The following is a 21231-nucleotide window of genomic DNA, read 5'->3' as shown; positions in this document are numbered from 1 at the left end:
CAGGGTCACCGGCATCCCGGCCGACCTGCGCAGACGACTCACTTCCGGGCAATCGTCAGGCTCCCTCGACGAGGCAGGCTTAAGGTTGAGTTAAGGCTCCCATAAACCGCCCCATCGAGGGACCGGAATCAGACGACGCGTCAATTGCAAGTACTTGTGCGAGAGTTCACACTTGCCGGCTCACAGGAACTTGGCCTTGCCCGGACCCTCCTCGATGAAGCTGCGCATGCCGCGCTCACGGTCCTCGGTGGCGAACAGGCCCGCGAACCAGTTGCGTTCGACGGCGAGCCCGGTGTCGATGTCGGTCTCCAGGCCGGTGTCGACGGCTTCCTTGGCCGCGCGCAGCGCGATCGCCGGCCCCTGCGCCAGCCTGGCCGCCCACGCGTGCGCCTGCTCGTACACCTCGGCGGCCGGGACGACGCGGTCCACCAGACCGATGGCGAGCGCCTCGTCGGCCTTCACCTGTCGGCCGGTGAAGATGAGGTCCTTCGCCTTGGAGGGGCCGATCAGCCGGGGCAGGCGCTGGGTGCCGCCCGCGCCCGGGATCAGGCCGAGCAGGATCTCCGGCTGGCCCAGCTTGGCGTTGTCCGCGGCGATGCGGTAGTCGGCGCACAGGGCCAGCTCGCAGCCGCCGCCGAGCGCGTAGCCGGTGATGGCCGCGACGACGGGCTTGGGGATGCGGGCCACGGCGGTGAAGGAGTCCTGCAGGGCGCGGGCGCGCAGGACCATGGCGGTGTGGTCCATGGCCTGCATCTCCTTGATGTCCGCGCCCGCCGCGAACACCCGCTCGCCGCCGTAGATCACCACGGCGCGCACGTCCTCGCGGCGCGTGGCCTCCTCGGCGAGCTCCTTCAGCCGGTCCTGCGTGGCCACGTCCAGCGCGTTCATCGGCGGCCGGTCCAGGCGGACGGTTCCGACACCTTCGGCGACTTCGAGATTCACGGTCATGCGGAGCAGGTTAACGGGGACTAACGGGGGGTGATGCGGTGCCGTCCGTCACAGGCGCCCCGAAGGGGCGCGGGGAACCGCGCGACCAGCCACAGCGCACCCGCACCCGCACCCAAACAGGCGGACCGGTGGACCCGCTCTCACCGCGCCGGAGAGCCGCAGCTCACTTCTTCCACTCCTCCCACGACATGTTCCAGCCGTTGAGGCCGTTGTCCGGAGCCACCGTCCGGTCGTGGGAACGCTTCACGACGACCACGTCGCCGATGATGGAGTGGTTGAAGAACCAGGCCGCCGGCACGCCCTTGTCGTAGCCGCCGCGCACGTCGCGCAGGCCGACGCAGCCGTGGCTGGCGTTGTAGTTGCCGAACGCCCCGCCGCCCCAGTAGTTGCCGTGGATGAAGGTGCCGGAGTTGGTCAGGCGTATGGCGTGCGGGACGTCCTTGATGTCGTACTCGCCGCCGTAGCCCACGGTCTCGCCGTTCATACGGGTCACGGTGAGCTTCTCGCTCATGACCATCTGGCCGTTCCAGGTGTCGTAGCCGGGCTTGCCGGTGGTGACCGGGATGGTCTTGATGACCTTGCCGTTCTGGGTGACCTTCATCGTGTGCTTCTTGGCGTCCACGATCGAGACCTGGTCGCGGCCGACGGTGAACTTCACGGTCTTGCGCTGCTTGCCGTAGACGCCGTCGCGGCCCTCGACGCCGTCGAGGTTGAGGTCGACGGTGACCTTGGTGCCTTCCTTCCAGTACTTCTCCGGGCGGAAGTCCAGGCGGTCGTTGCCGAACCAGTGGCCCTCGACGTCGACGGCCGGCTCGGTCCTGATGCTGATGGCCTTCTCGACGTCCGCGGGGTTGGTGATGCCCCGGGTGAAGCGGACGGAGAACGGCATGCCCACTCCGACGGTCGAACCGTCCTCGGGGGTGAAGTAGCCGACGAAGGTGTTCCGCGGGGTGAGCGTGGTGAAGCTGGAGTCCTCGGCGGCCTCGCGGCCCTCGGAGTCCTTCGCGACCGCGTGCACGCTGTACTTGGTCCCGGCGGCCAGGTGGGTCGACGGCTTCCAGGCGGCGCCGTCGCCGGTGACCGCGCCGTCGATCTTCGCGCCCCTGGCGTCCTTGACGGTGACCTCGGTCAGCTTGCCCTTGCTGACGCTCACCTTCAGCGCGCCGCTGGTGTCGACACCCGTCGCCCCGGACTTCGGCGAGATGCTGACGGCGGCCGTGGACTGCTTGCCCTGCCGCGCGCCGGAGTCCACGTCCTTTCCGTTCCCGGAACCGGACCCGGCCTCCTGGCCACCGCCGCACGCGGTGACGGCCACGAGCAGAGCGCCGGATATCAGCACCAGCCCCTTACGGCCCGACTTTCGGCCCCCCACCGATGCCCCCGATATCGGCCGCACGTTCACTTGTTCTCCCCTCGCCGGACCAGGTCCGGCCCGCTCCCCACCGCATTCGGTGTGCGCATGTTAACCGCAGGGTCAGGAGCGGAGGGCCGGGGGAATGTCACCGTTCCGTCGCAACTTCAACGGCCCGCTGGGCCCGAACAGGCCCCCGGTCGACCTCACTTGACGGCGCTGCCCGCTTTCCACTGCTTCCATGCCATGTTCCACCCGCCGAGCCCGTTGTCGGGAGAGACGGTTTTGTCCTTGCTGTTGACGACCTCGACGACGTCACCGACGAGGCTGCGGTCGAAGAACCAGCCCGCGGGCGTGTCCGATCCGCCGCCCTTGACGTCACGGAGCCCGACGCAGCCGTGGCTGACGTTCACGTTCCCCGGGGCCTTTGGCGACCAGTAGTTGCCGTGCAGGAAGGTGCCGGAGTCGGTGAGCCGCATGGCGTGCGGGACGTCGGGGATGTCGTACTCGCCGCCGAAGCCGACCGTCCGGCTGTTCATGCGGGTGACCTCGAGCATCTCCATCACCACCATCTTCCCGTTGTAGGTGGTGGTCTTCGGGGCGCCCGCGGTGATCGGCACGGTGGCCAGCAGCCGCCCGTCGCGCCGCACCTCCATCATGTGCCGGGCCGCGTCCACCAGGGAGACCTGGCCGCGGCCGACGGTGAAGGCGAACGTCTTGTCCTGCAGGCCGTAGACCCCGGGCGCACCCTCCACGTCCTTGAGGCCGAGGTCGACGGTGACCTCGGTGCCGGGCTTCCAGTAGCGCTCGGGACGGAAGTCGAGGCGGTCCTTGCCGAACCAGTGCGCGCGGATCTCCACGGGCGGGCTCGCCCGCACGCGCACCGCGCGCTCGACGGCGGCCCGGTCGGTGATCTCCCGGTTGAAGGACAGGGAGACGATCATCCCGGTGCCGACGGTGGCCCGGTTCTCCGGGGTGACGTAGCCGATGAACCGCTCCGCCGGCACATACGTCGTGAACGTGGTGTGCCGGGCCGAGCGGCGGCCCCGGGAGTCGAGGGCGACCGCGTCGACCGTGTACTTGGCGGCCAGCGCCAGTCGTCCGCCGTCCGGTTCCCAGCTCCGCCCGTCGGCGGAGACGTGCCCCGGGACCGGGGCGTCCTGGGCGTCCTGCGACATCACGACGCTCACCTTCTCCAGGTGCCCGTCGGACACCCGTACCCGTAGCGGCTCCGCGGGCCGGACGGCGGTGCTGCCGTCCTCCGGGGTGACCCCGATGGTGTCCTTGGGCGCCGGCGGCGGTCCGCCCAGCACCCGGTCGATGCCCAGACCGCCGGAGCCGCCCGCGGTGCAGCCGGCCAGCAGTCCCACCCATGTCAGTACGGCGGCCAGCGCGGCCCCCGCGCGCCGTGCGCGTCCTTGTGCGTGCCTCACATGGAACCCAACGAGCGGGCACGCCCCGGGGAAACGTGAGTGCGACGCCCGGGCTGGGCAGAACAGTGGGGAGGACGACACGAAGGGGAGCCTTCCCCCCGGCGGGGGGAAGGCTCCCCGAGCCCGCGTCGGAGCCGCCGGGGCGCAGCCGGACCGGGCGGGCGGGCGTGCGCCGGCGCGCGCGCCCGCCCGTTCGGCACGGCGCCGCGCCCCGCGGGCGAGCCACTGAAAGAGGGGCCGACTGGTGACGAGCGCAGCCGAGCAGCGGGCACGGGCCGGGGAACCGGCCGCCGGGAGCGGGCCGGCGGCGGCCGCGGTGAGCGGCGCCCGTCGCCCCGTGCCGCCCGCGCCGCCCGTCTGGCCCGGTGCGCCGACCCCGCTGGGGGCCCGCTTCCGGGTCGGCCCGGACGGGGTCGCGGGCACCAACTTCGCGCTGTGGGCGGCCGGGGCGGAGGCGGTCCGGCTGTGCCTGTTCGACGAGCGGGGCCGGGAGACCCAGGTCCCGCTGACCGAACTGACGCACGAGATCTGGCACGGCTTCGTGCCCGGCGTGATGCCCGGACAGCGTTACGGCTACCGCGTGGACGGCCGCTGGGACCCGTGGACCGGCGCTCGCTGGAACCCGGCCAAGCTGCTGCTCGACCCCTACGCGCGCGCGGTGGACGGGGAGTTCCGCCTGCCGCCGGAGGTCTACGGGCACGTCCGCGACTGGCCGGAGCAGCACGTCGCCGACACCGTCCGGGACGACCGGGACTCCGCGCCGCACGTCCCCAAGGGCGTCGTGGTCCACGACGACGACGACTGGTCCGACGACCGCCGCCCCAAGACGCCCTGGGCCGACTCGGTCATCTACGAACTGCACGTGCGCGGCTTCACCAAGCTGCACCCCGGCATCCCGGAGGAACTGCGCGGCACCTACGCCGGGCTCGCCCACCCGGCGGCGGTCGAGCACCTCACGAGGCTGGGCGTCACGGCCGTGGAGCTGCTCCCCGTGCACCAGTTCGCGCACGAGGACCACCTGCTGCGCCGGGGCCTCAAGAACTACTGGGGCTACAACTCCATCGGCTACTTCGCCCCGCACGCGGCCTACGCGGCCTCGGGGACGCAGGGCGGCCAGGTCGGCGAGTTCAAGCGGATGGTGCGCGCGCTGCACGCGGCCGGCATCGAGGTCATCCTGGACGTGGTCTACAACCACACCGCGGAGGCCGGCGAACTGGGCCCCACGCTCTCCTTGAAGGGCATCGACAACCGGGGCTACTACCGGCTCCAGCACGACGCCCGCCGGTACGCCGACTACACCGGCTGCGGCAACACCCTGCACGTGGTCCAGCCCCAGGTGCTGCGCCTGATCACCGACTCGCTGCGCTACTGGGTGACCGAGATGGGCGTGGACGGCTTCCGCTTCGACCTCGCGGCGGCGCTCGCCCGCTCGATGCACGACGTCGACATGCTGTCCCCGTTCCTCGCGGTGATCGCCCAGGACCCGGTGCTGCGCCGGGTGAAGCTGATCGCCGAGCCCTGGGACGTCGGTTCGGGCGGCTACCAGGTGGGCGCGTTCCCGCCGCTGTGGACCGAGTGGAACGACCGCTACCGGGACACCGTGCGGGACTTCTGGCGGCACGCCCTGCCCGACGTGCGGGAGATGGGCTACCGCCTGTCCGGCTCCAGCGACCTGTACGCGTGGGGCGGCCGGCGCCCCTACGCCTCCGTCAACTTCGTCACCGCGCACGACGGTCTCACCCTGCGCGACCTGGTGTCGTACGGCGAGAAGCACAACGCGGCCAACGGCGAGGGCAACCGGGACGGCACCGACGACAACCGATCCTGGAACTGCGGGGCGGAGGGTGAGACGGACGACGAGCGGATCCGGTCCCTGCGGCGCAGGCAGCTCAGGAACCTGATGACGACGCTGCTGCTGTCCACCGGAGTGCCGATGCTGGTCGCCGGCGACGAACTCGGCCGCACCCAGCGCGGCAACAACAACGCCTACTGCCAGGACAACGAGATCAGCTGGCTGGACTGGTCCCTGCTGGACGACCCGTCCTGGCGGCCCCTGTTCGACCTGACCTCCCGGCTGATCGCCCTGCGCCACCGTCATCCGGTGCTGCGCCGCCGGGCGTTCTTCTCCGGGCGCGCCCGCTCGGCGGCCGGGCTGCGTGATCTGGCCTGGTTCACCCCGCGGGGCGAGGAGATGACCGAGGGGGACTGGTACGCCCCCGCCGCCACGCTTGGCATGTATCTGTCCGGTCAGGACATCCCCGGCCGGGACGAGCGGGGCGCCCCGGTCCTGGACGACAGCTTCCTCGCGGTACTGCACGCAGGTGACCGCCCGACGGCCTTCGTGCTGCCGGGGCCGCCGTGGGCGGAGCGCTACGAGGTGGTGGTCGACACCTCGCGCGAGGACCAGTCCGAGGCGCCGGGGACGGTCCACCCGGCGGGCGCGGCGGTCACCGTGCCGGCGCGGTCGGTGCTGTTCCTGAGAGCGGGGTGAGCGCGGGCGACGGGCCGGCGCCGGTCCGGACCGGCGCCGGGGCGTGTGCGGTCCGTGCCGTGGCCGTTCTCCCGGCCCCCACGACCCGGGTGACCCGGACGCGGCCGCCGTCGGGGACGCGCAGGTCCCGGGGTCCCGGGGCCGGCCCGCCCGGCATATCGTCCGTCCCGCGGCGGCGGCGTCGTCCGATCGGTCGATGGCCGGGTACGTCCGCAGGCGTGCGGGGGGCCCGCCGAACGGCCGAATCCGCAGGTCGTAGGACCAGCGGCGGAGGGCGGTCCGGCCGAAACTCGGTGGGCGTCGTCGGTGCCGGTCCGTAGGCTCGCGATGATGCCCACGACACGTGCAACCACCGAGGACCGCTCCGCCGTCCGTACCCTGCTCCGGCTCTGGCCGTACGTCCGCCCCGTGCGGGCCCGGCTGTTCACGGCCGCGTTCGTCGCGGTCGTCGCCTCCTGCACCGGACTGGTGATCCCACTGGTCCTGAAATGGATGGTCGACGGCCCCGTGGCCGACCGGGACCCGGCCGGGGTGTGGCTCGGCGCCCTGTACCTGCTGCTGCTCGGCGTCGCCGAGGCGGTGCTGTTCGGCATAAGACGCTGGCTGGTGGCGCGGCCGCTGTCGCACGTCGAGGCGGAGATGCGGGCGGCCCTGTTCCGCCGGCTGCAGCGGCTGCCGGTGTCCTTCCACGACCGGTCGGCGTCCGGCCAGCTCCTCTCCCGGGGCACGACCGATCTGATGCTGCTGCGCATGTTCCTGGCGTTCCCGCTGACCTTCCTCCTGGTCAACGGGGTGACGATCCTCGTCGGCGTGGTGATCATGCTGATGCAGGACTGGGTGCTCGGTCTGGTCATCCTCGGGCCCGCCGTGCCGGTGATGTGGACCTGCGTGGTCTTCGAGCGGCGCTACGCCGAGGTGGCGCGGCGCGCCCAGGACCAGGTCGGCGACCTGACCACGGTCGTAGAGGAGAGCGTGCTCGGCATCCGCATCATCAAGGGCTTCGGCCGGCACCGCAGTCAGGCGCGGGCGTTCCACGAGTTGTCGGGCAGCCTGCGCGGGACGGAACTGCGCAAGGCGCGGCTGCTGGCCACCATCTGGGGCGTCATCGTGACGCTCCCGGAGGTGGCGATCGGCGCCGCGCTGGTGGTCGGCGTGCTGCAGGTGGCCGACGGCGCCCTGTCCGCGGGCACGCTGGTCGCCTTCCTGAGCACCGCGCTCGCCCTGCGCTGGCCGGTGGACTCCATCGGCTTCCTGCTGGCCATGAGCCAGGAGGCGGCGACCGCCACCGAGCGGTACTTCGAGGTGATGGACGAGGAGCCGGAGAGCGCCGGGGCGGTCGCGCCCGGCGCCGGCGCCGCACCGGAGGCCGGGCTGCGCTTCCACGACGTCCGGTTCCGCTACCCCGACGCGCCGCCGGACTCCCCGCCCCTGCTCGAACACATCGACCTGCACATCCGCCCCGGCGAGTCCATGGCCCTGGTCGGGGCCACCGGCAGCGGCAAGACGACCCTGACCGCCCTGGTCCCCCGGCTGCACGAGGTCACCTCCGGACGCATCACCCTGAACGGCCTGGACATCACCGCGATGCCCCGTGAGGAGCTGCGCGCCAGGGTCGCCGTGGCCTTCGAGGAACCCACGCTGTTCTCCGCCACCGTCAGCGAGAACGTCCTGATGGGCGCGGCCGACGGCGCGGGCGAGGCGGAACTGGACCGGGCGCTCGCGGTGGCCCAGGCGGAGTTCGCGCACGCGCTGCCGCAGGGCACCGGCACCCAGGTCGGCGAGCAGGGGCTGAGCCTGTCCGGCGGGCAGCGCCAGCGCCTGGCCCTGGCCCGCGCGGTGGTCGGCCGGCCGGAGTTCCTGGTCCTGGACGACCCGCTGTCCGCCCTGGACGTGCACACGGAGGCCGCCGTGGAGGCCGCGCTGCGGCGGGTGCTGGCCGACACCACCGCGCTGATCGTGGCCCACCGGCCGTCGACGGTGCTGCTCGCCGACCGGGTCGCCCTGCTCTCGGGCGGCCGGATCGCCGCCGTCGGCACCCACCAGGAACTGCTGCGCACGAACGCCGAGTACGCGCACCTGATGTCGGGCGCGGACGCCGGGGAACGGGAGGACGTCCGATGACCACCACGACCACCGCCGCCCCGGCCGCGGACGAGGACGACCGGCGGCCCGGGCCGCGGGGCGCAGGCGACGGCGACCCCTTCGACCGCGACGTCCTGCCGGCCCCGCCCGGCGCCACGGCCGCGCTGCTGCGCTCGCTGCTCGCGCCCATGAGGTCCCGGGTCGCCCTCACCACGCTCCTGCTGCTGCTCCAGCAGGCGGCCGTGCAGGCCGGCCCGCTGCTGGTGGCCTACGCCATCGACAGCGCCGTGCCGGCGTTCCGGGACCACGACCACGGGCCGCTGCTGGCGGTGGGCGCCGGCTACCTGTTGTGCGCGCTGCTCTCCGGCGGCCTGCAGTTCGCGTTCATCGAGGCCTCCGCCCGGGTCAACCAGGACGTGCTGCTGGACCTGCGGGGCCGCATCTTCCGGCACGCGCAGGCCCTCAGCGTCGACTTCCACGAGCGGTACACGAGCGGTCGGCTGATCTCCCGCTCCACGACGGACGTCGAGTCGCTGCGCGAACTCCTCGACGAGGGTCTGCAGGAACTGGTGACCGTCGTGCTGTCCTTCGTCTACATCGCGGCGATGCTGCTGTGGCTGGACCTCGGCCTCGGCGCGGTCGCGGTGGCCTCCTTCGTGCCGCTGTACCTGCTGGTGCGGATGTACCAGCGGCGCGCGGGGCGGGTGTACCGGGCGCGGTCCACGGCGATCGCGGCGGTGATCGTGAAGTTCGTGGAGACGATGAACGGCATCCGGCCGGTGCGCGCCTTCCGCCGGGAGGCGGCGAACGACGCCGAGTTCGCCGTGCTGAACCAGCGGCACGAACGCACCAACGGGGACGCCCTGCTGGAGATGGCCCGGTACGTGGTCGGCTCCCGGCTCGTGGCGAACACGGCGGTCGCCGGGATCGTGCTGTGGGGCGCCTACCGGGTGGCGTCCGGCTCGCTGGAGCTGGGCGTGCTGGCGGCGGCGGTGCTGTACCTGCGGCGGCTGTACGACCCGATCGACCGGCTGGGGATGTTCCTGAACTCCTACCAGTCGGCGGCCGCGTCCCTGGAGAAGATCGCCGGGCTGCTGGCGCAGACGCCGTCCGTGCCGGAGCCGTCGGCGCCGCGCGAACTGCCCGCGCGCAGGAGCGGGCTCCCGGGCCGCGAGGTGGTCTTCGACGGGGTCCGCTTCGCCTACCGCACGGGCGGCGAGGTGCTGCCCCGCTTCGACCTGACGCTGCCCGCCGGGCAGACCGTCGCCGTCGTCGGCTCCACCGGCGCGGGCAAGTCGACGCTGGCCAAGCTGCTCGCCCGGTTCTACGACCCGACCGAGGGGCGGGTGCTGCTGGACGGGGTCGACCTGCGCGGGCTGGCGACGCCCGAACTGCGGCGCGGGGTGGTCATGGTGACGCAGGAGGCGTTCCTCTTCTCCGGCACGGTGGCGGACAACATCGCGATCGGCCGGCCCGACGCCACGCGCGAGGACATCGAGCGGGCCGCCAAGGCGATCGGCGCCCACGAGTTCATCAGCGCGCTGCCCGACGGCTACGACACGGACGTGCGCAAGCGCGGTGGCCGCATCTCGGCCGGGCAGCGCCAGTTGGTCGCCTTCGCCCGCGCGCTGCTGGCCGACCCGGCGGTGCTGATCCTGGACGAGGCGACCAGTTCGCTGGACGTCCCGGGCGAGCGGGCCGTCCAGCGGGCCATGACCACGGTGCTGCGCGGCCGTACCGCCGTGGTGATCGCGCACCGGCTGTCGACCGTGGAGATCGCCGACCGGGTGCTGGTGATGGAGCACGGGCGGATCGTCGAGGACGGCGGCCCGGACGAACTCATCGCGGGCACCGGCAGGTTCGCGGACCTGCACAAGGCGTGGCGGGACAGTCTCGCGTAGCGGGACGGACGGGACGGGGTGGCGCTTTGATCGACGCGTACGAGGATCCGGGCACGCCCGACGTCCGCGGCGGCTGGCACTTTCTGGGCTGGCTCGTGCTGCGCCAGCGGGTGCGGTCGCTGGTGGGCGCGCTGCTGGGCAGCGCGTGGATGGTGCTGATGGCCGCGCAGCCGTATCTGATGGCGCGGGCGGTGGACGAGGGCCTGGTGCCGGGCCGGATGGGCGCGCTGGCCGGGTGGGCCGGCGTGATGTTCGCGCTCGGCGCGCTGAACTCGTGGGTGAGCATCATGCGGCACCGCACCATGACCCGGGTGCGGATGGACGCCAACTTCCGCACGGTGAAGCTGGTCGTGGGGCACGCGGCCCGGCTGGGGGCGGCGCTGCCGCGCCGGGCCGGGGCCGGGGAGGTCGTCACCATCGGCGTCGGTGACGTGCAGACCATCGCGCAGGCGCTGACCGTGGTCGGGCCCGGGGTGGGCTCGCTGGTGGTCTACGTGGTGGTGGCCGGGGTGCTGCTGTCCGTCTCGGCGCCGCTCGCCGCGGTGGTGCTGCTCGGGGTGCCGGTGATCGCGCTGGTCACCGGGCCGCTGACGCTGCGGCTGCAGGGGGCGGAGGGCGAGTACCGGGAGCGGCAGGGCGTGCTGACGGCCCGCATCGGCGACCTCGCGGGCGGCCTGCGGGTCCTGAACGGCCTGGGCGGCAAGGGGCTGTTCGCGGACGCCTTCCGGCGGGACTCGCAGCGGCTGCGCGACCAGGGGTACCGGGTGGGGGCGGTGGCGAGCTGGGTGCAGGCGCTGGGCATGGGCCTGCCCACGCTGTTCCTCGCTGTGGTGACCTGGCTCGCGGCGCGGCAGGCGGCCGCGGGCGCCATCAGCATCGGCGAGCTGGTGTCGGTGTACGGCTACGTGGCGGTGCTGATCGTGCCGGTGGCGTTCTTCATCGAGCTGACCTACCAGCTCAACCGAGGTGTGGTGGCGGCCCGCCGGGTGGTGGCGCTGCTGCGCCTCGAACCTGAGCCGGACGAGGGCTCGCTGCCCGCGCCGGACGGGCCGGCCGAGCTGCGCGACCCGGCGTCCGGGGTGCGGGTGCCGCCCCGCAGGCTGATCGCGCTGGCCGCCGCGCGCCCCGCCGAGGCGGCGGCCGTGGTGGACCGCCTGGGCCGCTACGGGGCGACCGACGCGACCTGGGGCGGGGTGCGGCTGGACGCGGTGCCGCTGCAGGCGGTGCGCTCCCGGATCCTGGTCGCGGACAACGAGGCGGACCTGTTCGCCGGGCCGCTCAGGGAGACGGTCGCCGCGGCGGAGCCGGCCGGCGACGCCGCGCTGCGCCGGGCGCTCCACGCGGCCGCCGCCGAGGACGTCGTACGAGGACTGCCGGACGGTCTCGACTCGGCCGTCGCCGGGCAGGGCCGCAGCCTCTCCGGCGGTCAGCGGCAGCGGATCCGACTGGTGCGGGCGCTGCTCGCCGACCCGGAGGTGCTGCTCGCCGTGGAGCCGACGTCGGCGCTGGACGCGCACACGGAGGCCACGGTCGCCGAGCGGCTGCGGGAGGCCCGCGAGGGCCGTACGACGGTCGTGGCGAGCACCTCGCCGCTGGTGCTGGACCGCGCCGACACGGTGCTGTTCCTGGCCGACGGCAAGGTGACGGCGAGCGGCCCGCACCGACGGCTGCTGGCCGAGGAACCGGCCTACCGGGCACTGGTGGCCCGCGACACCGAGGAGACCGAGGAGACCGTTCGGTGACGGCGGGCGAGGGACTGCTGCCGGTCGCGGACCGGGCCGGGGTGCGACGGGCGACCGTACGGCTGGTGCGGGCCGACGGGCGGGCGTTCACCGCCGCGCTGGTGCTCAACGCGCTCGCGGCCGGGGCGGGGCTGGCCGGCCCGTGGCTGGTCGGGCGGATCATCGACGAGGTCCGGGCCGGGCACGGGGTCGGCGCGGTGGACGGGCCGGCGCTGCTCATCCTCGTCTGCGCGCTCGCCCAGTTGCTGCTGGCGCGCTGGGCGCGGTACGTGGGGCACCGGTTCGGGGAGCGGACGCTGGCCCGGGTGCGCGAGGAGTACGTCGACCGGGTCCTGGCGCTGCCCGCGTCGGCGGTGGAGCGGGCCGGCACCGGCGATCTGACCGCGCGCGGCACGGCCGATGTGGCGACCGTCGGCACGACCCTGCGGGACGTCGGCCCGGACCTGCTCGTCAACACCGTGCAGGCGCTGTTCGTGCTCGGCGCGGTGTTCGCGCTCGATCCGCTGCTGGGCCTGTTCGGCGTGGTGTGCCTGACGCCCGTGTGGCTGGCGCTGCGCTGGTATCTGCGCCGGGCCCGGGACGGTTACCTCGCCGAGGGCGCCGCCAACTCCGAGGTGGCCGAGGTCGTGGCGTCGACGGCGGCCGGGGCGCGCACGGTCGAGGCGTTCCGGCTGGGCGGACGGCGGATCCGGGCGAGCCGGGACGCGCTGGAGCGGTCCCGCCGGACCCGCTTGCACACCCTGCGTCTGCGGACCGTGTTCTTCCCCGCGGTCGAGGTGACGTACACCGTGCCCGTGGTGGGCGTGCTGCTGCTCGGCGGCTGGCTGCACCAGCGCGGGGCGGTGGGGGTCGGCGCGGTGGTGGCGGCCGCGCTGTACCTGCGCCAGTTCACCGAGCCGCTGGACCAGATCCTGATGCGGGTGGAGCAACTGCAGAGCAGCGGCGCCTCGTTCGCGCGGGTGGAGGGGCTGGCGCGGGCGCCCCGGACGGATCCGGCGGGCGCCTGCCCGGCTCCGGCCGGCGACCGGATCGACGTGCGCGGGGTGCGCTACGCCTACGAGCGCGGCGGCGAGGTGCTGCGCGGGGTGGACCTGACGGTGCGGCCGGGCGAACGGCTGGCCGTGGTCGGCCCGTCCGGCGCCGGGAAGACGACCCTGAGCAGGCTCCTCGCGGGCATCGACAGCCCCGGCGCGGGCTCGGTGACGGTCGGCGGTGTGCCCATCGCGTCCCTGGAACCGGAACTGCTGCGCCGCCAGGTCGTCCTGGTCACCCAGGAGCACCACGTGTTCCTGGGCACGGTCCGCGACAACCTGCTGATCGCCGAGCCGGCCGCCACGGACGCCGCGCTGTGGGCGGCCCTGACGGCGGTGGGCGCCGACGACTGGGTGCGCGCCCTCCCCGCCTCGCTCGACACCGTGCTGGGGCCGGGCGGCCACCCCACCGACGCGTCCCAGGCCCAGCAACTGGCTCTGGCCCGGGTGGTGCTGGCCGACCCCCACACCCTGATCCTCGACGAGGCGACGGCGATGCTCGACCCCGCCACCGCCCGCCACGCCGAACGCGCCCTGGCCGCCGTCCTTCAGTCCCGTACGGTCATCGCCATCGCCCACCGCCTGCACACCGCGCACGACGCGGACCGGGTGGCCGTGATGGAGGACGGCCGCCTGACGGAACTGGGCACGCACGAGGACCTGGTGCGGGCGGGCGGGGCGTACGCGTCCCTGTGGCGGACCTGGCACGGGGACGGCGCGGCGGACTGATCCGGCGGGACACGGGCGGCCGGCGCCCGGCGACGGCACCGGCCGCCCGTGTCCCGTCCGGCGGCCAATGGTTCGTATACCGAACATGAACATCCGGACTACGAACGATTTCCGGCCAAGTTCGTGACGTGGTCCTGACAGGTGTCTTGATCCCCTGCCACCCTTCACAACGGCCGGCTCACAGCGAACGCACAGGTTCGCGCGCACCGGGTGAGCCCGCCCCGCACCTGCACGTGGTTCCGCGTAACGCCCTGTTCTGCCCGGACGTCCCAACCCACCGTCCGGTCTCCCCTGGCCGCGCGACCCGCGGTCATGCAGAAGGAGTCAGTGTTGAGCAGCACCTCTCGCAGACGCACCCCCCACACCGGGCACCACCGCACCGCCACCGTCGCCCTCGCCGGCGTGGCCGCCCTGATCGCCGCGGCCGTCCAGTCCGGCGCCGCGACCGCCGCACCCGCCGGGCCGCGGGCCGGCAAGGCCGATCCGGCCCATGTGGCCGTCGGGCTCACACCGTCGCAGCGCACCGGTCTCATCCGGCACGCCGACGCCGTGAGCGCCGCGACGGCCAGGGCGATCGGCCTCGGCGCCCAGGAGAAACTGGTCGTCAAGGACGTCGTCAAGGACGCCGACGGCACCCTGCACACCCGTTACGAGCGCACCTACGCCGGACTTCCGGTGCTCGGCGGCGACCTCGTCGTGGACACCGCCGGGTCCGGCGCCGTGAAGTCGGTCGTCAAGGCCACGCGGGCCACGCTGAAGGTCGCGGACCTCACCCCGGCCGTGGCGAGGACCGCGGCCGAGAAGCAGGCCGTCCAGCGGGCCAGGGCCCTCGGCGGCACCGCGCCGGCCGCGGACAGTGTGCGCAAGGTCGTCTGGGCCGCCTCGGGCAAGCCGGTCCTCGCCTACGAGACGGTCGTCGGCGGCCTCCAGGACGACGGCACCCCGAACCAGCTCCACGTCATCACCGACGCGGCCACCGGCAAGAAGCTGTTCGAGTACCAGGGGATCAGGAACGGCGTCGGCAACACCCAGTACAGCGGCCAGGTCACGCTGACCACGACCCAGTCGGGCTCGGCCTACACGCTGACCGACGGGGCGCGCGGCGGCCACAAGACGTACAACCTGAACCACGGCAGCTCGGGCACCGGCACGCTGTTCTCCCAGTCCAGCGACACCTGGGGCAACGGCACCACGTCCAACGCCGCCACCGCGGGCGCGGACGCCCACTACGGCGCCGCGGTCACCTGGGACTTCTACAAGTCCACCTTCGGCCGCAACGGCATCAAGAACAACGGCGTCGGCGCCTACTCCCGCGTCCACTACGGCAACTCCTACGTGAACGCCTTCTGGGACGACAGCTGCTTCTGCATGACCTACGGCGACGGCTCCGGCAACGCCGACCCGCTGACCTCCCTCGACGTCGCAGGGCACGAGATGAGCCACGGCGTCACCTCCAACACCGCGAACCTGAACTACAGCGGCGAGTCCGGCGGCCTGAACGAGGCCACCAGCGACATCTTCGGCACCGGCGTGGAGTTCTACGCGAACAACTCCTCCGACGTCGGCGACTACCTCATCGGCGAGAAGATCGACATCAACGGCGACGGCACCCCGCTGCGCTACATGGACAAGCCCAGCACGGACGGCGCGTCCAAGGACAACTGGTACTCGGGGATAGGCGGCGTCGACGTCCACTACTCCTCGGGCCCGGCCAACCACTTCTTCTACCTGCTGAGCGAGGGCAGCGGTACGAAGGTCATCAACGGCGTCAGCTACAACTCGCCGACGGCGGACGGCCTTCCGGTCACCGGCATCGGCCGGGACAAGGCGCTGCAGATCTGGTACCGGGCGCTGACCACCAAGTGGACCTCCACCACCAACTACGCGGGCGCGCGCACCGGCACCCTCGCGGCGGCCGGCGAGCTGTACGGCACCACCAGCGCCGAGTACAAGGCCGTGCAGGACGCCTGGGCGGGCGTGGCGGTCGGATCGCGCTCCGGCGGAGGCGGGGGCGGGGGCACCTCGTACGAGAACACCACCCCGGTGTCCATCCCGGACAACGGACCCGCCGTCACGTCGAGCATCACGGTCTCCGGCAGGAGCGGGAACGCGCCGAGCAACCTCCAGGTGAGCGTGGACATCTCGCACACCTGGCGCGGCGACCTGGTGGTCGATCTGGTCGGCCCGTCGGGCACCTCGTACCGCCTGAAGAACTTCTCCTCCTCCGACTCGGCGGACAACGTCCAGGCGACCTACACGGTCAACGCCTCCTCCGAATCGGCCAGCGGAACGTGGAAGCTGAAGGTGCAGGATCAGGCCACATATGACACGGGCACGATCAACAGCTGGAAGCTGACCTTCCCGTAAACCGCTCGCCACGAGCCGGGAAACGGCGCGCCGCCCGGGGGTCCACACCCCCGGGCGGCTCCCGTTCACATAGCCGAAACGATTATCGGACAGCTGGTTTGAGCCAACATCACATCAGGGTCATGACATGTACGCACCCCTGATGCCACTCTTCCCTCACCGCCGCAGCAGCACAGCAACTTCCATCCCCACCTCCGGCCAGTGACCCCACGCTGCCCGGACTCCCCCACCGAGAAGGAGCTTCTGTGAGCCCCCTCTACGCGCGTCGTAAGCGCACCACTCTGGCCGTAGCCACCGCTGTCGCCGCCGGAGCCCTGCTTTCCACTGGGCTGACCACCAGTGCCAACGCGCAGACCCCGGCCCCGGCCGCCGCCGCGAAGCCGCTCGCGGCCGCCCCGACCCAGCTGTCCGCAGCGGCCCGCACCACGCTGATCCAGCAGGCCCAGGCCGGTGCCGCGGACACCGCGCGGGAGATAGGCCTCGGCGCCAAGGAGAAGCTGATCGTCAAGGACGTCGTCAAGGACGTCGACGGCACCGTGCACACCCGCTACGAGCGCACCTACGCGGGCCTGCCGGTCCTCGGCGGCGACCTCATCGTCCACACCGCCAGGTCCGGCAAGGCCGAGGGCGTCACCAAGGCCGCCAAGTCGGCCGTGAAGGTGCCCTCGCTCAAGCCGCAGATCACCGCCGCCAAGGCGGAGAAGCAGGCCGTCGGCGCCGCCCGCACCCTGGGCTCGGACAAGGCCACGGCGGACGGCGCGCGCAAGGTGATCTGGGCCGGCTCCGGCAAGCCGGTCCTCGCCTACGAGACGGTCGTCGGCGGCTTCCAGGAGGACGGCACCCCGAACCAGCTCCACGTCATCACCGACGCGGCCACGGGCAAGAAGCTCTACGAGTACCAGGGCATCGAGAACGCGACCGGCACCGGCAAGACGCTGTACTCCGGCACCGTCAGCCTCAACACCAACCTGTCGGGCTCGACGTACCAGCTCTACGACACCTCGCGCGGCGGGCACAAGACGTACAACCTGGCCCGCGGCACCTCCGGCACCGGCACCCTGTTCACCGACGCCGACAACGTCTGGGGCACGGGCACGGCCTCCAGCTCCTCGACGGACCAGACCGCCGCCGCGGACGCCGCCTACGGCGCGCAGGAGACCTGGGACTTCTACAAGTCCACCTTCGGCCGCAGCGGCATCAAGAACAACGGCGTCGGCGCCTACTCCCGCGTCCACTACAGCAGCGGCTACGTCAACGCCTTCTGGGACGACAGCTGCTTCTGCATGACCTACGGCGACGGCAGCGGCAACACCCACCCGCTGACCTCGCTCGACGTGGCCGGCCACGAGATGAGCCACGGTGTCACCTCCAACACCGCCGGCCTCAACTACAGCGGCGAGTCCGGCGGCCTGAACGAGGCCACCAGCGACATCTTCGGCACCGGCGTGGAGTTCTACGCGGCCAACAGCTCGGACGTCGGCGACTACCTCATCGGCGAGAAGATCAACATCAACGGCGACGGCACCCCGCTGCGCTACATGGACAAGCCCAGCAAGGACGGCGGCTCCGCCGACTACTGGTCCTCCACCGTGGGCAGCAAGGACGTGCACTACTCGTCCGGTGTCGCCAACCACTTCTTCTACCTGCTGTCCGAGGGCAGCGGCGCGAAGACGATCAACGGTGTGTCGTACAACTCGCCCACCTACAACGGCGCCGCGGTGACCGGCATCGGCCGCGCCAAGGCGCTGCAGATCTGGTACAAGGCGCTCACCACGTACATGACGTCGACGACCAAGTACTCGGGCGCCCGCACGGCGACCCTGAACGCGGCGTCCGCGCTGTACGGCTCCACCAGCGCCGAGTACAAGGCGGTCGCCGCGGCCTGGACGGCGGTCAACGTCAACTAGTCGCGTCCCGCCGGACGAGGGCGGTACCCGGGCGCAGGTCGCCCCGGGTGCCGCCCTACCCTTTGACCCATGCCCCAGGCGCCCTTCACCTACGAGCCGGTCGGCGCGACCCGCGACGACCCGACCGTCTGCCCGTCCGGCTTCCGCCCGATGCTCGTCCGCACCCGCCTCGGCGAGGGAACGGCGGTCTTCGACCGGGCCGCCGAGGCGCTCCTCACCTGGGAGATGCACCGCGCCATGGGCGTGGGCATCGACGCCGGCGCCGACCGCGCCGCCCCCGGCGTGGACGTCACCGTCACCCTGGCCGGCGTCATCAAGGCCCCCTGCCGCGTCGTCTGGACCGTCGAGGAGCCCCGGCGCGCCGGCTGGGCCTACGGGACCCTCGAAGGCCACCCCGAGTGCGGCGAGGAGGCCTTCGTGGTCGACCGTACGGGTGACGGCACGGTCTGGCTGACCGTGGCCGCCTTCAGCCGCCCCCGCAAGTGGTACGCCCGCGCCGGCGGCCCCGCCACCCGGGGTTTCCAGCACGCCTACGCGCGCCGCTGCGGCACCGTGCTGAAACGCCTGTGCGCCGAGTTCGACGACGCCTGAGCGGCGCGCCCGCCCGGCGGGCCGGCGCGCCTCAGCGCAGCAGCACCCCCGCTCCCTCCGCCACGTCCTGCGAGGGCACCGTCACCAGGCCCAGTTCGGCCGCCGAGGTGAGCAGGCGGTGGGCCGGGAGGATGCGGACGGTGTAGCCGTAGGGGCCGGTGCGGTCCAGTGAGAGGGGGCCCTCGTAGAGCCGGCGGCCCTCCAGGTCGGGGGCGCCGACCGGCTTCAGCGGGACCGCCGTGGCCTCGGTGATGCGGTCCTCCGCGTCCACCCGGCCCGAGACCGCCTGCACCTCCACGTCGTCCGGCTCCAGCTCGCCGAGGCCCACCCGCACCCGCAGCCCCACGGCCGTGCCCAGTTCCGCGGTGGCCGTCGTGGCCGTCGTCTCCACGTGGTCGACGCTCACGCCGGGCCAGGCGGCCCGCACCCTGGCCTTCCAGGCGGCCAGTTCGCGGGCGGTGTCCGGGGTCAGCGCCCGGTGGGACCGGGCGGCGGGGGCGTACAGCCGGTCGACGTACTCCCGGACCATGCGGCCGGCGAGCACCTTCGGGCCGAGCCGGCCGAGGGTGCGGCGGACCATCTCGATCCAGCGGTCGGGCAGCCCGGCCCGGCCGCGCTCGTAGAAGCGCGGGGTGACCCGCCGCTCCAGCAGGTCGTAGAGGGCGGCCGCCTCGATGTCGTCCCGGTGGTCCGGATCGGTGCCGGCGCCGTCCGCGGTCGGCACGGCCCAGCCGAAGTCCGGCTGGAACCACTCGTCCCACCAGCCGTCGAGCACCGACAGGTTGAGGCAGCCGTTGAGCGCCGCCTTCATGCCGGAGGTGCCGCAGGCCTCCAGCGGGCGCAGCGGGTTGTTCAGCCAGACGTCGCAGCCGGGGTAGAGCTTCTGCGCCATCGCCATGCCGTAGTCGGGCAGGAAGACGATGCGGTGGCGCACGCGCGGGTCGTCGGCGAACCGCACCAGTTCCTGCACCAGCCGCTTGCCGCCGTCGTCCGCCGGGTGCGCCTTGCCCGCGACGACGATCTGGACCGGCCGCTCCGGGTGCAGCAGCAGTTCCATCAGCCGGTCGCGGTCGCGCAGCATCAGGGTCAGGCGTTTGTACGACGGCACGCGCCGGGCGAACCCGATGGTGAGCACGTCGGGGTCGAGGACGCCGTCGATCCAGCCCAGCTCCGCGTCCCCGGCGCCGCGCTGCCGCCAGGAGGCGCGCAGCCGGTCCCGCACCTCGAACACGAGCTGTTCGCGCAGGGTGCGGCGCAGCTCCCAGATGTCCTGGTCCGCGATGTCCGCGACCGAGTCCCAGCGCTCGGAGCCGCCGACGCTCAGCGCGTCCTCGGTCCGCTGGGAGCCGATCTCCCGGGCCCCGAGCCGGAGCACCTCGGGGGCCACCCAGGTCGGGGCGTGCACCCCGTTGGTCACCGAGGTGATCGGCACCTCCTCGGCGTCGAACCCCGGCCACAGGCCGGCGAACATCTCCCGGCTGACCTGCCCGTGCAGCAGGGACACCCCGTTGGCCCGCTGGGCCAGCCGCAGCCCCATGACGGCCATGTTGAACAGGTTCGGCTCGCCGCCCGGGTAGGTCTCCATGCCCAGGGCCAGGATCCGCTGCACGTCGATGCGCGGGAGTTCGGCGTCCGGTCCGAAGTGCCGGGCGACCAGCTCCCGGTCGAACCGGTCGATCCCGGCCGGGACCGGGGTGTGCGTGGTGAACACGGTGCCGCCCCGCACGGCCTCCAGCGCCGCGTCGAAGTCGAGGTCCCGGTCGCACAGTTCGGCGATCCGCTCGAGCCCCAGGAAGCCCGCGTGCCCCTCGTTGGTGTGGAACACCTCGGGCTCCGGGTGGCCGGTGAGCCGGCAGTAGGTGCGCACGGCCCGGACACCTCCTATGCCGAGCAGCATCTCCTGGAGCAGCCGGTGCTCGCTGCCGCCGCCGTACAACCGGTCGGTCACCCCGCGTTCGCCGAGGTCGTTCTCCTCCACGTCCGAGTCGAGCATCAGCAGCGGCACCCTGCCGACCTGCGCCAGCCAGATCCGGGCGTGCAGCGCGCGGCCCCCGGGCAGCGCGAGCGAGACCCGGGCCGGGGTGCCGTCGGCCTCCTCGAGCTGGGTGACGGGCAGCTCGTGCGGGTCGAGCACCGGGTAGTGCTCCTGCTGCCAGCCGTCCCGGGACAGGCTCTGGCGGAAGTAGCCGTGCCGGTAGAGCAGACCCACCCCGATCAGCGGAACCCCGAGGTCGCTGGCCGCCTTGAGGTGGTCGCCGGCGAGGATGCCGAGGCCGCCGGAGTACTGGGGCAGGGCGGCCGTGATGCCGAACTCCGGGGAGAAGTAGGCGACCGCGGCGGGCAGTCCGTCGCCCTGGTGCTGGTACCAGCGGTCGCCGGTCAGGTAGTCGCCCAGGTCGTCGACGACCGCGGTCAGCCGACGCAGGAAGCGCCGGTCGGCGGCGAGCTCGGTCAGCCGGGCCGGACGCACCCCGCCCAGCAGCCGCACCGGGTCGCCCTTGGCCACGGCCCACCGCTCGGGGTCGACGGACTGGAACAGGTCACGTGTTTCCGCATGCCAGGACCAGCGCAGGTTGCGCGCCAGGTCGCTCAACGGCCGGAGGGGTTCGGGGAGAACGGGACGGACGGTGAACCGACGGATCGCCTTCACATCTCACC

At 72.9% G+C, this 21231-nt stretch carries 12 protein-coding genes; 8 read left to right on the top strand and 4 right to left on the bottom strand.

The genetic code is table 11. The features are described from left to right. Window positions 1–180: 180 nt before the first annotated feature. From ACFQ9Z_RS21340 to ACFQ9Z_RS21330, 3 genes are all read right to left on the bottom strand, one after another. On the bottom strand, window positions 181–948 hold the full coding sequence (locus ACFQ9Z_RS21340) for an enoyl-CoA hydratase/isomerase family protein (RefSeq protein WP_383020455.1): 768 nt from the start codon (window positions 946–948) through the stop codon (window positions 181–183). A gap of 163 nt (window positions 949–1111) precedes the next feature. Further along, on the bottom strand, window positions 1112–2350 hold the full coding sequence (locus tag ACFQ9Z_RS21335; RefSeq protein WP_383020452.1) for an Ig-like domain-containing protein: 1239 nt from the start codon (window positions 2348–2350) through the stop codon (window positions 1112–1114). A 155-nt stretch (window positions 2351–2505) separates the two neighbouring features. Then, the gene (locus ACFQ9Z_RS21330; RefSeq protein WP_383020447.1) at window positions 2506–3732 is read right to left on the bottom strand and encodes an Ig-like domain-containing protein; all 1227 of its coding nucleotides are present in this window, start codon (window positions 3730–3732) and stop codon (window positions 2506–2508) included. A 244-nt stretch (window positions 3733–3976) separates the two neighbouring features. Between ACFQ9Z_RS21330 and glgX the strand changes: the two genes are divergently transcribed. The 8 genes from glgX (at window position 3977) to ACFQ9Z_RS21290 (ending at window position 18573) form a co-directional block, all read left to right on the top strand. After that, window positions 3977–6223 (top strand): glycogen debranching protein GlgX, encoded by a 2247-nt coding sequence (glgX, locus tag ACFQ9Z_RS21325; protein WP_383020443.1) that lies wholly within the window; start codon window positions 3977–3979, stop codon window positions 6221–6223. A 330-nt stretch (window positions 6224–6553) separates the two neighbouring features. Next, a complete protein-coding gene (locus tag ACFQ9Z_RS21320) occupies window positions 6554–8344 on the top strand; it encodes an ABC transporter ATP-binding protein (protein ID WP_383020438.1) in 1791 nt (596 codons plus the stop codon). Then, window positions 8341–10206, top strand: a complete 1866-nt coding sequence (locus ACFQ9Z_RS21315) for an ABC transporter ATP-binding protein (protein WP_383020433.1) — start codon at window positions 8341–8343, stop codon at window positions 10204–10206. Before ACFQ9Z_RS21320 ends, ACFQ9Z_RS21315 begins: the two co-directional genes overlap by 4 nt. A gap of 26 nt (window positions 10207–10232) precedes the next feature. Further along, the gene (locus ACFQ9Z_RS21310) at window positions 10233–11948 is read left to right on the top strand and encodes an ABC transporter transmembrane domain-containing protein (protein WP_383020427.1); all 1716 of its coding nucleotides are present in this window, start codon (window positions 10233–10235) and stop codon (window positions 11946–11948) included. Then, entirely contained in the window at window positions 11945–13708 is a 1764-nt protein-coding gene (locus tag ACFQ9Z_RS21305) for an ABC transporter ATP-binding protein (protein WP_383020423.1), read from the top strand. The genes ACFQ9Z_RS21310 and ACFQ9Z_RS21305 overlap by 4 nt, the downstream gene beginning before the upstream one ends. A gap of 327 nt (window positions 13709–14035) precedes the next feature. Continuing rightward, window positions 14036–16075 carry a M4 family metallopeptidase gene (locus tag ACFQ9Z_RS21300; protein ID WP_383020416.1) on the top strand — a complete coding sequence of 680 codons (2040 nt, stop codon included), beginning with the start codon at window positions 14036–14038 and terminating at the stop codon, window positions 16073–16075. A 245-nt stretch (window positions 16076–16320) separates the two neighbouring features. After that, entirely contained in the window at window positions 16321–17982 is a 1662-nt protein-coding gene (locus ACFQ9Z_RS21295; protein WP_383020412.1) for a M4 family metallopeptidase, read from the top strand. 69 nt (window positions 17983–18051) lie between these two features. Next, window positions 18052–18573 carry a DUF1990 domain-containing protein gene (locus tag ACFQ9Z_RS21290; RefSeq protein ID WP_383020408.1) on the top strand — a complete coding sequence of 174 codons (522 nt, stop codon included), beginning with the start codon at window positions 18052–18054 and terminating at the stop codon, window positions 18571–18573. 31 nt (window positions 18574–18604) lie between these two features. Here the strand turns inward: ACFQ9Z_RS21290 and ACFQ9Z_RS21285 are convergent, their stop codons facing one another. After that, the gene (locus ACFQ9Z_RS21285; protein WP_383020404.1) at window positions 18605–21223 is read right to left on the bottom strand and encodes a glycosyltransferase family 1 protein; all 2619 of its coding nucleotides are present in this window, start codon (window positions 21221–21223) and stop codon (window positions 18605–18607) included. Window positions 21224–21231: the final 8 nt, after the last annotated feature.

This window comes from Streptomyces sp. NPDC056580, from assembly GCF_042793175.1.
Taxonomy (GTDB): Bacteria; Actinomycetota; Actinomycetes; order Streptomycetales; family Streptomycetaceae; genus Streptomyces.
Note: the sequence above shows the minus strand (reverse complement) of the source record. Positions and strands in the feature narration are given on the sequence as shown.